Origin of the sequence: Oerskovia sp. Root918, from assembly GCF_001428945.1 — a bacterium.
GTDB classification, from domain to species: Bacteria; Actinomycetota; Actinomycetes; order Actinomycetales; family Cellulomonadaceae; genus Oerskovia; species Oerskovia enterophila.
The window spans coordinates 715792-729889 of sequence record NZ_LMJG01000001.1 but is presented as its reverse complement, the minus strand read 5'-3'; the positions used below and the strand labels follow the sequence as shown (position 1 = coordinate 729889).

Annotated in this window: 12 protein-coding genes and 1 tRNA gene; 4 read left to right on the top strand and 9 right to left on the bottom strand. The window is 72.3% G+C overall.

Features of this window, described 5'->3' with window-relative positions; all coding sequences use genetic code 11:
- Window positions 1-7 precede the first annotated feature (7 nt).
- The 5 genes from ASE27_RS03110 to ASE27_RS03090 all read right to left on the bottom strand — a co-directional run bounded on the left by ASE27_RS03110 (window position 8) and on the right by ASE27_RS03090 (window position 5778).
- Window positions 8-2107 carry a polysaccharide biosynthesis tyrosine autokinase gene (locus ASE27_RS03110; RefSeq protein ID WP_056645633.1) on the bottom strand — a complete coding sequence of 700 codons (2100 nt, stop codon included), beginning with the start codon at window positions 2105-2107 and terminating at the stop codon, window positions 8-10.
- Entirely contained in the window at window positions 2104-3318 is a 1215-nt protein-coding gene (locus ASE27_RS03105; protein WP_056645630.1) for a glycosyltransferase, read from the bottom strand. Before ASE27_RS03105 ends, ASE27_RS03110 begins: the two co-directional genes overlap by 4 nt.
- Window positions 3319-3471: 153 nt before the next feature.
- Window positions 3472-4071 carry an aminoacyl-tRNA hydrolase gene (gene pth, locus ASE27_RS03100; RefSeq protein ID WP_056645627.1) on the bottom strand — a complete coding sequence of 200 codons (600 nt, stop codon included), beginning with the start codon at window positions 4069-4071 and terminating at the stop codon, window positions 3472-3474.
- A gap of 135 nt (window positions 4072-4206) precedes the next feature.
- Window positions 4207-4797 carry a 50S ribosomal protein L25/general stress protein Ctc gene (locus tag ASE27_RS03095; protein ID WP_056645624.1) on the bottom strand — a complete coding sequence of 197 codons (591 nt, stop codon included), beginning with the start codon at window positions 4795-4797 and terminating at the stop codon, window positions 4207-4209.
- A 285-nt stretch (window positions 4798-5082) separates the two neighbouring features.
- The gene (locus ASE27_RS03090) at window positions 5083-5778 is read right to left on the bottom strand and encodes a GPP34 family phosphoprotein (protein ID WP_056645621.1); all 696 of its coding nucleotides are present in this window, start codon (window positions 5776-5778) and stop codon (window positions 5083-5085) included.
- A 230-nt stretch (window positions 5779-6008) separates the two neighbouring features.
- Here ASE27_RS03090 and ASE27_RS03085 point away from each other — a divergent pair, with 230 nt between their 5' ends.
- Window positions 6009-7322: a UDP-glucose/GDP-mannose dehydrogenase family protein gene (locus ASE27_RS03085; RefSeq protein ID WP_056645617.1), complete on the top strand. Its 1314-nt coding sequence runs from the start codon at window positions 6009-6011 to the stop codon at window positions 7320-7322.
- 21 nt (window positions 7323-7343) lie between these two features.
- Here ASE27_RS03085 and ASE27_RS03080 read toward each other — a convergent pair whose 3' ends face one another.
- From ASE27_RS03080 to ASE27_RS03065, 4 genes are all read right to left on the bottom strand, one after another.
- Window positions 7344-7997 (bottom strand): SIMPL domain-containing protein, encoded by a 654-nt coding sequence (locus ASE27_RS03080; protein WP_235534031.1) that lies wholly within the window; start codon window positions 7995-7997, stop codon window positions 7344-7346.
- 136 nt (window positions 7998-8133) lie between these two features.
- Entirely contained in the window at window positions 8134-9117 is a 984-nt protein-coding gene (locus ASE27_RS03075) for a ribose-phosphate diphosphokinase (protein WP_056645611.1), read from the bottom strand.
- Window positions 9114-10727, bottom strand: coding sequence for a bifunctional UDP-N-acetylglucosamine diphosphorylase/glucosamine-1-phosphate N-acetyltransferase GlmU (gene glmU / locus ASE27_RS03070; protein WP_235534033.1), 1614 nt, complete (start codon window positions 10725-10727; stop codon window positions 9114-9116). The genes ASE27_RS03075 and glmU overlap by 4 nt, the downstream gene beginning before the upstream one ends.
- 104 nt (window positions 10728-10831) lie before the next feature.
- Window positions 10832-10903 (bottom strand) — tRNA-Gln (locus ASE27_RS03065).
- Window positions 10904-11160: 257 nt separating this feature from the next.
- Here ASE27_RS03065 and ASE27_RS03060 point away from each other — a divergent pair.
- From ASE27_RS03060 to ASE27_RS03050, 3 genes are all read left to right on the top strand, one after another.
- Window positions 11161-11772, top strand: coding sequence for a TetR/AcrR family transcriptional regulator (locus ASE27_RS03060; protein ID WP_056645605.1), 612 nt, complete (start codon window positions 11161-11163; stop codon window positions 11770-11772).
- Window positions 11773-11875: 103 nt separating this feature from the next.
- Window positions 11876-12847 (top strand): ABC transporter ATP-binding protein, encoded by a 972-nt coding sequence (locus ASE27_RS03055; protein WP_056645602.1) that lies wholly within the window; start codon window positions 11876-11878, stop codon window positions 12845-12847.
- Window positions 12844-14073 carry an ABC transporter permease gene (locus ASE27_RS03050; protein WP_056645599.1) on the top strand — a complete coding sequence of 410 codons (1230 nt, stop codon included), beginning with the start codon at window positions 12844-12846 and terminating at the stop codon, window positions 14071-14073. Before ASE27_RS03055 ends, ASE27_RS03050 begins: the two co-directional genes overlap by 4 nt.
- The last annotated feature ends 25 nt before the right edge of the window (window positions 14074-14098 follow it).

The following is a 14098-nucleotide window of genomic DNA, read 5'->3' as shown; positions in this document are numbered from 1 at the left end:
CCCCTCGTCACCAGCGGAAAGGCAGCCGGCGGGTACCGCTCTGCTGCTCCTCGTCGGTCGCCGGGCGGTGCTCGGTCTGGTCGGCGACGACGGTCGGCACCTTGCTCCACTCGGGCGAGAGGAGCGGACGGCCCTGCCCTGGTGCCTGTCCTTGCCCGCCCGAGTGACTCGTCGGGGGGCTCGCCGAAGCCCCGGCGTCGACCGGGGGCGCGGCCCGCCGTGCACGTCGGTCGTCGGCGTCCGGTGTCGTGGCCTGAGCGTGGTCGCCGACCGTCGGGGCAACCGGCTCGTCCACGTCCAGGCCGGGCGAGGGGCGCGCGACGTCGATCGCGGCGGCGCGCTCGGCCGGACCTCGCAGGCCGGTGCGCGCTCTGTCATCCTGCGCCGAGCGGGCTGCGGGGCGGCCGTCGTCTGTGTCCACGGTCGAGGTCGGTACGGCAGAGGCCGACCCCTCGACCGCTCCAGCGGCGCGCCCGTGCGCCTCGGGGAGCGACTCCGGCAGGGTGGTCGCGCCCTCCTCGGCCGGATCGGAGGACCTCTGCGTCGTCCCGGCCTCGGGAGCGCTCTGGGTCTCCCGGGGAGCGGCCGCCGTGCGCTCGGCAGGAGACGCGTCGGGCGTCCCTGCCACCGCCGCAGAAGCCTCGACGCCGTAGGTCGACGCGTACAGCATCCGACGATCCCCCTTGACCCCCGCCAGGGCGAGGCCTGCGAGGGGGACGTTGTTGATCCGGAGCCTTTCCGCGGCCTCGGTCAGTACCGCACGGTCGGTCTGGCCGGCAGCCGCCAGCAGGACGACACCGTTCGCGTACCCACCCAGGATCGTCGCGTCGGCCGCGGCGAGGACAGGCGGCGCGTCGATGACGACCACGTCGGCCTGACCACGAAGGTCGTCGACGAGCTGCCTCGCTTCGGCCGTGGCCAGGTAGTCGGCGGGGTCGAGCTCCTCGACCGGCACCGGGAAGACGTGGAGATTGTGGACCGCAGTGGGACGCAGCTCGTTCTCGCCGCCGACCCAGTCGACGGGGGGCGGGAGGATCCGGTCGAGCTGGGGCCGACGCAGGTCGCCCGAGACCGCGATGGTCCGCCGCCCGCTGAGTGCGAACGACGCGGCGAGGTTGGCCGCGATGAAGGAGCGCGGAGCGTGGGGGTCCACGGCCGTGACGACCACGACGATCCGCGCCGTGTCACCGAGCGAGACCTGGACCGCCGTGCGGAGCTCTCGGATGGACTCGGTGAACGGCGTCGCGACGCGGCTGGAGATCGGCAGGGTGCCGGAACGGTGGAACTCCTTGTCTGCGGCACGCACCTCGTACAGCTCGGCGAGGACAGGAGCATCGGCGAGACGTGCGGCCTCCGGCGCCGTCCGGACACGGAGGTCGAGGCCCCGGCGGGCGAACGCGATACCGATCCCCGCGACGAGGCCTGCCAGCAAGGCGATCGCCAGGACGAGGGGGGTCCCGAGCCCGAGCGGCTCGGCCGACGTCGCAGGGGTCGCCACGACCCCAGGGGTTGCGATCGAGCTCAGGGTGTTGTTCTGGGTGATGAGGCTCTTGTACTCCGTGACGATCGCGTCCTGCTCGGCGAGGACGAGGGGATTGGTCGGATCTGGCCCAAGGCGTGCGGTGACGCTTGCGAGCTTCTCGCTGAGCGCTTGCATGCGGGTCGTGATCTCGGCGCTCTGCGCGTCCCTGAGGACCGAGAGCTGGGCGACGTAGGCTGTGGCGACAGCGTTCGCGAGCTCGATCGACTCGTCAGGGTCCAGGCTCTCGGCGTGGACCGCGACGAGCGTCCCGTCCTCAGAGGCGACCTCCGCCGTCACGGATCCTGCGACGCTCGCCGACGTGGCCGGGGGTCCCAGCTCGTCGGCCGCCTGCGTCACGACGGGCTCCGAGGTGACGTCGTCGAGCCCTGTCGCGACCGTGACCTGGACGGTCGTGTCCCCGCCCTGAGAGGACTGTACGGACGCGATCTGGACCGTCGCCGTCGCACGATAGACGGTCTCCTGGTTCTGCACGTAGAACGTCGCCGCGGCGACGACCACGAGCACGGCGGCCAGCACGTACCACTTGCCGGCCCACACGGTGCGGATGAACTCCCGGACGGTCATGGGTTCCTCTCCCCTGGCGTGCTGGGCTCCGTGTGCACGAACCCTCGTTGCGCGTCTACCACCTCGCGGAGCCGAGCGACGAAGCGCGGGAGCGCGAAGGTCTCGACGTGCGACGTCAGAGCGTCATCATCCCACGGGACGCCGAGGGCTTCCTGGACAGCCTGCGCCACGAGCGCGGGCTCGGGCGCGTCGAAGAACGTCCCGGTCACCCCGTCGACCACGGTGTCGAGGTAGCCGCCGTCCCGCAGCACGACCGAGGGCCGCCCGAACGCCCCCGCCTCGAGCGGCGAGAGCCCGTAGTCCTCGTACGAGGCCGCGACGAGCATCGAGCAGTGCCGGTAGAGCCACCGCAGCTCGGGGTCGTCGACGCGGCCCAGGAGCGTCGTCGCGCCGCCCGAGCCCCCCGTGCCCGACGGCGTGCCCCAGCGCCCGGTGGTCGCTCGCCCCCGCGCGGCGAGCCCTTCGAGGCGCGCCCGGTCCGGCCCGTCGCCGACGATCACGAGCTGCTTGCCCGCCAGCCGGGCGGCCTCGATCAGGACGTCGACGTTCTTGTACGGCAGGAGCCGCGCCACGCACAGCAGGAAGCCCGGCTCGAGCCCCGGCACCTCGCGCTCGAGGCCCGCCGGCATCATCGCGGGCGGCGGGGGCAGGATCTCCGCCTCGATGCCGTACGCGTCGCGGATCGCGCGCTGCGTGACGGTCGAGTTGGCGAGGTAGACGTCGGCGCGACCGGCGGCCCGCCGGTCCCAGGCCCGCAGGGCGGGGGTGAGCGCGGACAGCGCGGTCGAGGCGACCCCGCCGCGCAGGCGGTCGACCGCGCTCGCACCGTCACGGCCGCCCAGGTAGCGGTCCCGCTGGTAGAGCCACCGGGCCGGGGCGTGGCAGTAGACCACGGTGCGCCCGGCCCCCCGGTAGCCGTGGGCCCAGCCCGTCGAGCTCGCGAGCAGGACGTCGGCCTCGACGCGCTGCGCCGAGACGGCGGGCGCGAGGAACGGCAGCGCGAGCCGGTGGTGACGGCGCAACGGGCCGACACGGTCGAGAGCCGAGGTGCGCAGGTCGAGGTCCGCGAACTCCGGGAAGGTCCCGTCGGGGTCGTACAGCGTCGTGTACATCGGTGAGCCCGGGAACGCCTCGGCGAGCCAGAGCGCCACCCGTTCGGCGCCGCCGCGCTGCGTCGCGTAGTCGTGCGCCAGTGCCACACCCTCGGTCATCGTGCCTCCGTCGTGGGGCAGGACGTCGGAGACCCGCCCAGGAATGGATATCGATCCAGCCTAGGTGTCAGGTCCGGGCGAAACGGGGCGACAAGGACACCTCACCCGGGTGAAACGCCGCGGCTCCGCGCGCGAGAGCCGACGGAGAGCCGCTCACGCCTTGGTGTGGAACTTCCCCTGGGCCGCGAGGAGCCCCTCGGTCAGGACCATCTCGACCGCGTCGGCGGCGTCGTCGAGCAGGAACGGCAGCTCCTTGGCCTCGGCGCCCGAGAAGTTCTTGAGGACGAAGTCGGCTGTGTCCATGCGACCCGGGGGGCGTCCGACGCCCGCCCGCACGCGCAGGTAGTCACGGGTCCCGAGCGCCTTGGTGATGTCCCGCAGGCCGTTGTGGCCGCCCTCGCCACCGCCCGACTTGAGCTTGACGTCACCGAACGGGATGTCGACCTCGTCGTGCACGACGACCACGTGGTCGGGGTCGATCCCGAAGTACTGGGCGAGGCCCGCGACGGGGCCGCCCGAGGTGTTCATGTACGTCGAGGGCTTGGCCAGGATGACGCGCGGTCCCGGCGCTCCGCCGGGCAGCACGCCGAGGCGGGCCTCGGCGACGGCCGCGCGGGCCTTGTGCGCGCTGAAGGTCGAGCCGGAGCGGCCGGCCAGGACGTCGAGCACCATGTGCCCGACGTTGTGGCGGTTGCCCGCGTAGGTGGGGCCGGGGTTCCCCAGCCCGACGACGAGCCACGGCTGGTCGGTCATGTCACCTGTGTCCTTGGTCGAGGTCGGGGGAACGTCCGAGGCGTCCGGTGCAGTGCTGCACCGGACGCCTCGGGTCGTCAGGGTCCTGCCGCTCGAGGACCGGGTCCAGAGCGGTGGATCGGACCGTCAGGTCGATCAGACGAGCGGAGCGGCCTCTGCCTCGGCGGCGACCTCGGCGGCCGTGGCCTCGACGCGCGGCTCGGTGATGAGCACGACGTCGGCGGTCGGCTCCGTCACGAGGACGCTGCCCTCGGGCAGTGCGATGTCGCCCGCGAAGACGACGGTGCCGGCGGTGAGGCCGGTGATGTCGACCGAGATGACCTCGGGCAGGTTGGTCGCCAGGGCCTGGATCGAGAGCGTGAGCTGCTCGACGATGTGGATGGTGCCAGGAGCGGCCTCACCGATGACGTGGACGGGAACGTCGACGTCGACCTTCTCGCCCTTCTTCACGATGAGGAGGTCGATGTGCTCGACGACGTCCTTGACCGGGTCACGCTGGACGTCCTTGGCCAGGGCCAGGACCTCGGTGCCGTCGAAGGCGATCGTGAAGAGCGCGTTCGAGTGCTTGAGGGCGAGCGTGGTCTGGTGCGCGGGGAGCGCGACGTGGACCGGGTCCGTGCCGTGCCCGTACAGGACGGCGGGGATCTGGTTGTTGCGGCGGGTACGGCGGGCGGCACCCTTGCCGAACTCGGTGCGGGCCTCTGCGACAAGCTTGATATCGGACACGTGAGCTCCTGAAGAACGTTTGCGGGCCGACTACCAGTGGGAAGCAGTCGGCTGTCCGGCCGGCTGGTTGGTCACCGGAGGACGGGCGGCTGCGTCGGCGCGGGACACATGACGGGCGCACGAGGACGACCGCCCAGTCGATTACGGGGATCCTTCAGATCCTGCTGACCTTCCGGTGACTCACCGGCCGTCAGACGTCCCTCGCCGAGGCAACCGAACTACTGTACCTGGGCGCACGACGTCAAGGGAAACCCGCTCGTGTCGCGACACGAGCCGGATCGCCGGTCAGGCCGTCGCCCCCGCGATGACCACGGTCGTCGTGATCGCCGCGGTCGTGGCCGCGGTGATCTCCTCGACGTACTTCCGGGTCGCCCCGGCCGCCCAGCTCCCCTCCGCGAGCACCGTGGCCCGCTGGTCCACGGCCCGACGCTCGGAGGCGGTGAGCGGTGCACCGGCCGCCATGACGCGCCCCGCCTGGCGGGTCGCGGCGAGGATCGCGACGAGCGCCCCGGTCCGCTCGTCGGGCACTCCGCCGTCGAGGAGGACGCGTGCGAGCGTGCCCCGCAGCTCGCCCTCGTGACGCGAGTCCGCCGCGGGCCAGCGCGTCGTCGGGAAGATGCCGAGGATCCGCCCGTCCTCGCGGCGCAGCAGGCCGCGCGCGACCAGGTCGTCGAGCGCGGCGTCGGCCGGCTTGGTCCGCGAGAGCGCCTCGACGAGGCTCTTGGGCTTGGACCCCTCCCTCGACTTCACCACGGTGAGCGCGTCGTCGAGCAGCAGGCGCCCGGTGGGCGCCTGGTCACGGACCACGACGCGCCCCGAGCGCCAGCCCGAGGCGTCACCCGCGAGGTCGACCCGGCCCAGGAGCGCGAGCTCGACGAGGAGCGCCCCGCCGGCGATCTGCTGGAGGTACGAGCTGTCACCGACGGGCTTGCCCGTGACGTCGTCCAGCACGAGCAGGAGGTAGTCCTCGATGATGAGCATGCAGACAACGTAGCGGCCCCAGGGTGCCGACCCCCCTGAGATTTGTCACGCTCCACGGCAGGACCCGGTGGGCGTGCCCAACACCTCATCGGGCTCGCCGACAAGTTCACCCGCCTTCGACGGAAGCTTCATCCACCCCGCGCGGTCGATGTCTTCGAACCCGGTAGTAGCGTGAGCGATCTCTGCTTCCTTCGGGTCGCCCACCGTCACGAGCCTCCGAGGAGTTCACCGTGAGACTGTCGGTCATCGGCTGCGGGTACCTGGGCGCAGTCCACGCCGCGAGCATGGCCGTGCTCGGCCACGAGGTCGTCGGAGTCGATCTCGACGCGGACAAGGTCGACGCCCTCAACCGTGCACAGGCGCCCTTCTTCGAGCCGGGCCTGTCGGAGGTCCTCGCGCAGGGCATCGCCTCGGGCCGCCTGACCTTCACGACCGACATGAGCCACGCTCATGGTGCGCGCGTCCACTTCGTGTGCGTCGGCACCCCTCAGAAGCGCGGCGAGTATGCCGCCGACCTGGCCTACGTGAACGCAGCCGTCGAAGCGCTGCTCCGCTCGCTCGAACCGGGAGACCTCGTCGTCGGCAAGTCCACGGTGCCGGTCGGCACCGCGGGACGGCTCGCCGAGCGCGTCCGGGAGGTGAGCCCCGGAGCTCACCTCGTCTGGAACCCGGAGTTCCTCCGCGAGGGGCACGCGGTCGAGGACACGCTGCACCCCGACCGTCTGGTCTACGGGCTGCCTCCCGAGGACGTCGACCGCCGGAGCGAAGCGGTGCTCGACGAGGTCTACGCCTCGTTGCTCGCCGAGGGTATCCCCAAGGTCGCCACGGACTATGCGACAGCAGAGCTGGTGAAGGTCGCCGCGAACTCGTTCCTCGCGACCAAGATCTCGTTCATCAACGCCATGGCGGAGATGTGCGAGGCCACGGGCGGTGACGTCACGGTCCTCGCGGACGCGATCGGCCACGATGCGCGGATCGGTCGCCGGTTCCTCAACGCCGGGCTCGGGTTCGGTGGCGGCTGCCTGCCCAAGGACATCCGGGCCTTCATGGCGCGCGCAGGTGAGCTCGGAGTGGACCAGGCTCTGTCGTTCCTCCGGGAGGTCGACTCGATCAACATGCGCCGACGGGTCCGCATGGTGGACCTGGCCCGCGAGGTCTGCGGAGGTTCGATCGTCGGACGCAACATCGCGGTGCTGGGAGCGGCCTTCAAGCCCGACAGCGACGACACGCGCGACTCGCCCGCGCTCAACGTCGCGACCCAGATGCATCTTCAGGGGGCACGCGTCGTCCTGACCGACCCCCAGGCCATCGAGAACGCCCGCCGGATGGTTCCCGACCTGAAGTTCGCAGCCACAGCGCAGGAGGCCGCCGCGGACGCAGACGTCGTGGTGCTGCTCACCGAGTGGGAGGAGTATCGGACGCTCGATCCTGCGGCGTTCGGCGAGCTCGTCGCGCACCGACGCATCCTCGACGGGCGCAATGCCCTGGACCCTGCGGCCTGGCGGGCCGCCGGCTGGACGTACCGGGCCCTCGGGCGCCCCTGAGCGCGTCTGCGGAGAGGCCCGTCAGTCCGCCCACGCCCAGCGCACGGTCACGCTCGCGTCGACCTGCTCGCGCCCGGGGTCCACGGCCAGCGCGTCGTGGACGACCGCGGCCTTGGCCGACATCATGCGGGGCGCCGGTGCGGACCCGCCGCCCTGCTCGCTGACCTCCACGACCGCGCCCAGCCGCCGACCCGCGAGGGCTGCGTACTGCTCGGCCTTGGTCCGGGCGTCGGCGAACGCCTCCTCGCGGGCTGCGACCGCGAGGGGTCCGGGGGCGCTCACCGCGAAGCGCATCGAGTCGAGCCGGGCGACGGGCCCGGCTGCGCCCAGCGCGGCCCGCACGAGCTCTCCCGACGCCGCGACGTCGCGCACCGTGACCCGCAGCGTGAGGCGGGCCGTGACGCTGAGGCTCGTGGCGCCGTCGGGCTGCTGGGACTGCTGCGTCCACGTGGACGTCTGCGCGGTGCGCAGGTCCTCGTCCGCGACCCCGCCTGCGAGGAGCGCCTCGCGCGCGGCGCGGACCCCCTCGTTGGCGGAGTCGAGCGCGACCTGGACGTCGTCGCCGCTCGCCTCGGCGCCGAGCTCGACCACGACGACGTCGGGCACCGCGGTGGCCGCACCCTGCCCCGTGGTGGTCACGCCGGCGGACAGGTCCTGGGTCTGCGTCTGGGTCACAGCAGGCATCCTGCCAGCCCGACGACGGAGCCGCCCGTCCGCCTCGTCGCACCCCGCCGCTCGGCTCAGGCCGGGAACGACGACGGCCCGGCCTCTCGAACGAGTCGAGGGGCCGGGCCGTCGGACGGCGCCGGGCTCAGCTGTTGCCGTCGAACAGCGACGTGACCGAGCCGTCGTCGAAGACCTCGCGGATCGCGCGGGCGAGGAGCGGTGCGATCGAGAGCACCGTGAGCTGCGGGAAGTGCTTGTCCGCGGCGATCGGCAGCGTGTCGGTCACGACGACCTCGCTCGCACCGCACTCGGACAGGCGCTGGGCCGCCGGGTCGGACAGCACGCCGTGCGTCGCCGCGACGATGACCGACTTGGCACCGGCCGCGAGGCACACCTTGACGGCCTCCGCGATGGTGCCGCCCGTGTCGATCAGGTCGTCGACCAGGACGCAGTCGCGGCCCTCGACGTCACCCACGACGCGGTTGGCCACGGACTGGTTGGGACGCGTGATGTCGCGCGTCTTGTGGACGAACGCGAGCGGGCCCCCACCGAGCTTCGCGGCCCACTGCTCGGCCACGCGGATACGGCCCGCGTCGGGCGAGACGACCGTGACGTTCGTCGTGTCGACGCGCGTGCGGACGTAGTCCGTGAGGATCGGCATGGCCCACAGGTGGTCCACCGGGCCGTCGAAGAAGCCCTGGGTCTGTGCGGCGTGCAGGTCGACGCTCATGAGGCGGTCGGCGCCGGCGGTCCGGAAGAGGTCCGCCATGAGGCGGGCCGAGATGGGCTCGCGCCCACGGTGCTTCTTGTCCTGGCGCCCGTAGCCGTAGAAGGGCTGGACGACCGTGATGGTCTTGGCCGAGGCGCGCTTGGCCGCGTCGACCATGAGCAGCTGCTCCATGATCCACTGGTTGATCGGCGCGGTGTGGCTCTGCAGGAGGAAGATGTCCGCGCCGCGGACGCTCTCCCCGAAGCGCACGTAGATCTCGCCGTTGGCGAAGTCGTACGCGGTCGTGGGGAGCAGGTCGATGCCCAGCTCCCGCGCGACGTCCTTGGCGAGCTCGGGGTGCGCGCGCCCGGAGGCGAGGACGAGGGACTTGTCCCCGGTGCCGGCGATCGTGCTGCTCATCGTGGGGAAGACCCTTCGTTCGTGCTGCTGGTCGTGGTGCTGGATCCGTCGGGGACGGTGGGGACGCCCGGGCTGGCAGGCACGGGGGTCGGGCGGGGGGCCGGAGGCGTCGCGGAGGCCTCGGCGAGCTGCGCCTGGGCCTGGGCACCCAGCGGCGGGGGCGTCTCGTCGTCGGTCTCGTGCGCACGGGCCGCGGCCTCTGCCGCGGCCGTGCCGGGACGGCGGCGGGCGACCCAGCCGTCGACGTTGCGCTGCGGTGCGCCGCTCACGCCGAGCGCGCCGGCCGGCACGTCGCGGCGGATCACGGAGCCGGCGGCCGTGTAGGCCCCGTCGCCCACCGTGACCGGGGCGACGAACATGTTGTCCGCGCCGGTCCGGGCGTGCGAGCCGATGACCGTGCGGTGCTTGGAGACGCCGTCGTAGTTGACCGTGATGCTCGCGGCGCCGATGTTGGTGTGCTCGCCGATCGTCGCGTCGCCCACGTAGGACAGGTGCGGCACCTTGGAACCGGTCCCGATCGTCGAGTTCTTGGTCTCGACGAACGTGCCGATCTTGCCCTTCTCGCCCAGGACCGTGCCGGGGCGCAGGTAGGCGAAGGGGCCGACGCTCGCGCCGTCGCCGATGACCGAGAGGCTGCCGTGCGTGCGGACCACGGTGGCCCCCGCGCCGATCTCCATGTCGGTGAGCGTCGTGTCGGGGCCGATCGTCGAGCCCGCGCCGATCGTGGTCGCGCCGTGGAGCTGGGTACCCGGCAGCAGCGTCACGTCGTGGCCCAGGTCCACGTCGACGTCGACCCAGGTCGTGGCCGGGTCGATCACGGTCACGCCCCCGAGCATCCAGCGCGTGAGGATGCGGCGGTTGAGCTCGGCGCGCAGCGTCGCGAGCTGGGCGCGGTCGTTGGCGCCCTCGACGAGCAGCGGGTCGGCCACGCGCAGCGCGCCGACACGTCCGCCGCCCTCGCGGGCGATCTGCAGGACGTCGGTCAGGTAGACCTCGCCCTGCGAGTTGTCCTGCGTGACCTGGCGCAGCGCACCGCGCAGGATCCCGGCGTCGAACACGTACACCGACGAGTTGATCTCGCGGATGGCGCGCTGCTCGGGGGTCGCGTCCTTGTGCTCGACGATGCTCAGGACACCGCCCTGCTCGTCGCGCACGATCCGGCCGTAGCCCGTGGCGTCGTCGACCTCGGTCGTCAGGACCGTGACCGCGTTGCCGCCCGAGTGGTGCACGGCCAGCAGCTCGGAGAGCGTCGCGGCGTCCAGGAGCGGGATGTCGCCCGCGAGGACCACGACCGACCCCTCGAGCCCCTCGACCGGGCCGCGGCCCTCGTGCCCGATCGGGACACCGTGGACGGCTGCCTCGGCCTGCGCACGCACGTCGAGCGCCTCGACCGCGCACTGGACGGCTCGCCCGGTCCCGGGTACCTCGTCCTGGTCGACCACGAGGGCCGTCGGGACGACCTCGAGCGCGGCGGCGGCCACGAGGTCACGCTCGTGGCGGACCACGACGGCGATCCGCTGCGGCGACAGGTCGCGCGCTGCGACCATCGCGTGGCCGAGCATGCTGCGCCCGGCGAGCGGGTGGAGCACCTTGGGGGTTGCGGACTTCATCCGCGTCCCCGCACCAGCGGCGAGGACGATGACTGCGGCTGGCACTGGCGGTGCGTCGGGCACAGCGTCGGTCACTGGGGCTCCCATCGGGTTGGTTGCACGAGCTCCGCCCCCAGGACTCGAACCTGGACTAAAGGCACCAAAAACCCTTGTGCTGCCGATTACACCAAGGCGGAACGGACCAGACACACGCGCACACCCGCGGGGCGACCCCCGACCGCGCGCGCCATCGCTCGTCCGGAGAACAGTCTGCCAGGTCCCGCGCCGTGCTCCACGCCCGAACGGGTCCTGGACGTGGGGAGAACGTGTGAGGAGCACATCACTCGCGCGTGCTGCGCCCCGTCCCAGCACAGCGCGCGCCCCGACCCCGCGAGCACCGGCACGGCATGATGGACCCGTGGCTGCAGACTCCAGACGACCTCCCAGATCCCGCATGACGGCGAGCCAGCGCCGCGAACAGCTGCTGCAGGTGAGCCGCGTCCTGTTCGCCGAGAAGGGCTTCGAGGGCACGAGCGTCGAGGAGATCGCCGCGCGCGCCGAGGTGTCCAAGCCCGTGGTCTACGAGCACTTCGGGGGCAAGGAGGGCATCTACGCGGTCATCGTCGACCGCGAGATCCAGGGCCTGACCTCGGCGCTCACGGGCGCACTCTCGTCGGGTGGGCACCCCAAGGTCCTGCTCGAGCGCACGGCCCTGGCCCTGCTGACGTACATCGAGACGTCGGAGGACGGGTTCCGCATCCTCGTGCGCGACTCGCCCGTCGCCCAGGCGACGGGGACGTTCTCGAGCCTCATCGGCGACGTCGCGACACAGGTCGAGCACCTGCTCGCGGACCAGTTCAAGCGACGCGGCCTGGACCCCCGGGTCTCCCCCATCTACGCGCAGATGCTCGTGGGCATGGTCGCCCTGACGGGCCAGTACTGGCTCGACGTCCGCAGCCCCAAGAAGACCGACGTCGCGGCGCACCTCGTGAACCTCGCGTGGAACGGCCTGTCCGGCATGGAGAAGAACCCCGCGCTCACGAGCAAGCCGCGCCCCGAGGCCTGAGCGCCGGCGCACGCCTCGGACCTCGCGCCCCGGCCGGGGCACAGGCACGAACTCATGACATTCCGCCCGTGACGGCTCGCGCCGTCCGTGGTTTCGTAGGTCCATGGCGACTCTCGAGATCGACAGGTTGAACAAGACGTACGGGACGGTGCGTGCGCTGCGCGACATGTCCTTCACGGTGGGGGCCGGGGAGATCTTCGGTTTCGTCGGGTCGAACGGGGCGGGCAAGACGACGACCATGCGCATCGCGCTCGGGGTGCTCGCGCCCGACTCGGGCGAGGTCCGGTGGGACGGCCGACCGCTCGACCTGGCCATGCGCCGTCGGATCGGCTACATGCCCGAGGAGCGTGGGCTCTACCCCAAGATGAAGGTCGGCGACCAGCTCGTCTACCTGGCCCGGCTGCACGGGCTGGGCACCGTCGCGGCCCGCACCGCGATGGAGCACTGGACGCAGGTGCTCGGGATCGACGCCCGGCGCGGTGACGAGGTCCAGAAGCTCTCGCTCGGCAACCAGCAGCGCGTCCAGCTCGCGGCCGCCCTCGTCCACGACCCCGACATCCTGGTGCTCGACGAGCCCTTCTCCGGTCTGGACCCCGTCGCGGTCGACGTCATGAGCGGTGTCCTGCGCGACCGCGCCGCCGCGGGCGTGCCCGTCGTCTTCTCGTCGCACCAGCTCGACCTGGTCGAGCGGCTGTGCGACCGCGTGGGGATCGTCAAGGCGGGCGAGATGGTCGAGGTCGGCGGGATCGAGGAGCTGCGCGCGACGCAGCGCCCGCAGTGGGTCGTCGACGCCCCGGCCGCGCCGCCCGGCTGGGCGTCCGAGCTCCCGGGCGTCCGTGTCCTGCGGTACGACGGCGCCAGGACCTTCCTCGAGGTCGACTCGCCGCAGGACGGGGCCGAGCAGGCGGTGCTGCGCGCGGCCCTGGCCACGGGGCCCGTGCGCGAGTTCACGCCGCAGCGCCCGTCGCTGACCGAGCTGTTCCGCCACGTCGTGAGCAGCGACGAGGCCCCCGTGCCGGACAGCACGACCGGCTCCCGCACGACCCCCTCGACCCGACAGGAGGCCTCGGCATGAGCGCCGTGCGACAGCCGACGACGACCCGCCACTCGCCCGTGAGCACCTGGGGCGCGGTCTCGCTCGTGGCCGGCCGGGAGATCTCGACGCGCATCCGGTCCAAGGCGTTCGTCTGGACCACGGTCGCCCTGCTCGTGGGCGTCGTGCTCGGCGGGTTCCTGCTGAGCGTCGTGGGCGGCCAGGAGCCCGCGGCCCAGAAGGTCGGCGTCACGTCGGGCGCCGAGGCCCTGGGCCCCCAGCTCGAGGCCGCCGGAGGCGCGGTCGGCACCGAGATCCAGGTCAGCGAGGTCTCGGAGACCGACGGCCGGGAGCAGGTCGCCGACGGCAGCCTCGACGCGCTCGTGACCGGCACGCCCGGTTCCTTCACGGTCGTGGTCAAGGAGGAGCTGGGCACGACCCTGACCCCCGTCTTCACGGGGCTGGCCCAGCAGGCCGCGCTGTCCGGTGCCATCACCGACCTGGGCGGCGACCCGTCCGCGGTCGCGCAGGAGATCGCGTCCGCGGCCCCCACGGTCGAGTCGCTCGAACCCGCCGAGGAGCGCGACCCCGCCCAGATCGTCACGGGCATGGTCGGCGGCATCCTCATCTTCATCGCGCTCATGACGTGCGGCCAGCTCGTGGCGCAGGGCGTCGTGGAGGAGAAGACCAGCCGCGTGGTCGAGCTGCTGCTCGCGACGATCCGCCCGTGGCAGCTCATGGCGGGCAAGGTCCTGGGCATCGGAGCGATCGGGCTCCTCCAGCTCGTCGTGGTCGTCGGGGGCGGCGTCGGGACGGCGTTCGCGCTCGGGCTCGTCGACGCGAGCAGCGTGAACCTGGGCGCGACCGCGGCCTGGGTGCTCGTGTGGTTCGTGATCGGGTTCGTCATGTACTCGCTCGCGCTGGCGGCGCTCGCGGCGCTGGTCTCGCGCCAGGAGGACGTGGGCTCGGTCATCACCCCGGTCCTGATGCTCATGATGATCCCGTACATCATCGGGATCTCGATCGGCCCGTGGGACCCCGAGAACCCGCTGGTCGTGTGGCTCTCGTACATCCCGTTCTGCTCGCCGCTGCTCATGCCCATCCGCATCGCGCTGGGCACTGTCGAGACGTGGGAGATCCTGCTCGCGGTCGGCCTGTCGCTGGCCCTCGTGCCGGTCCTGGTGTGGCTCGCGGGCAAGATCTACTCGAACGCGGTGCTCCGTACCGGGGGCCGGATCAAGCTCAAGGACGCCCTGCGCGCGAGCTGACGGGTCCCCGTCCGGGGCGGGAGCT

Coding starts and splice junctions, on each gene's coding strand:
- ASE27_RS03110 (WP_056645633.1), bottom strand. CDS start 2,107: ATGACCGTCCGGGAGTTCATCCGCACCGTGTGGGCCGGCAAGTGGTAC.
- ASE27_RS03075 (WP_056645611.1), bottom strand. CDS start 9,117: ATGAGCAGCACGATCGCCGGCACCGGGGACAAGTCCCTCGTCCTCGCC.
- ASE27_RS03090 (WP_056645621.1), bottom strand. CDS start 5,778: ATGCTCATCATCGAGGACTACCTCCTGCTCGTGCTGGACGACGTCACG.
- ASE27_RS03055 (WP_056645602.1), top strand. CDS start 11,876: ATGGCGACTCTCGAGATCGACAGGTTGAACAAGACGTACGGGACGGTG.
- glmU (WP_235534033.1), bottom strand. CDS start 10,727: ATGAAGTCCGCAACCCCCAAGGTGCTCCACCCGCTCGCCGGGCGCAGC.
- ASE27_RS03060 (WP_056645605.1), top strand. CDS start 11,161: ATGACGGCGAGCCAGCGCCGCGAACAGCTGCTGCAGGTGAGCCGCGTC.
- ASE27_RS03105 (WP_056645630.1), bottom strand. CDS start 3,318: ATGACCGAGGGTGTGGCACTGGCGCACGACTACGCGACGCAGCGCGGC.
- ASE27_RS03050 (WP_056645599.1), top strand. CDS start 12,844: ATGAGCGCCGTGCGACAGCCGACGACGACCCGCCACTCGCCCGTGAGC.
- pth (WP_056645627.1), bottom strand. CDS start 4,071: ATGACCGACCAGCCGTGGCTCGTCGTCGGGCTGGGGAACCCCGGCCCC.